Below are 331 nucleotides of genomic sequence, written 5' to 3'. Positions count from 1 at the left end.
CTGTAGCCGCTGTTGCCCACCTGCTGGCCGACGCTGCCCCAGAGGTTGAAGTTTCTGCTGATTTGCCCGTTCACTCCAAGTTTAAGCTCGCCGATATTGGCCGCGCCGTCCTGTTTGACCGTGACGCCGTCCAGGGTGGCGCCGAAATCTTTGCTGTTATGGATCCAGTTGGCCTCCACAAAGGGCTGGAACATGCGGTCTTTGTTTTTATCCCGTTCGCTGTAGGCGTTCATAAAGGCCTTGACGCCCAGGCGGGTCTGAATATTGCCGTCGCCGTCGCCGGTAACCCGGGTGCCGTTGGCTTCGGTGTGATCGTCCGCCTGCACGTCCA

General features: G+C 59.2%; 1 protein-coding gene. It reads right to left on the bottom strand.

Annotation, left to right across the window (positions count from 1 at the left end; translation table 11 throughout):
- A partial coding sequence (locus HB631_RS26820) for an autotransporter outer membrane beta-barrel domain-containing protein (protein WP_213994215.1) occupies window positions 1–331 on the bottom strand: 331 nt, incomplete at both ends.

The organism is Sodalis sp. dw_96, assembly GCF_018449575.1.
GTDB lineage: Bacteria > Pseudomonadota > Gammaproteobacteria > Enterobacterales > Enterobacteriaceae > Acerihabitans.
Note: the sequence above shows the minus strand (reverse complement) of the source record. Positions and strands in the feature narration are given on the sequence as shown.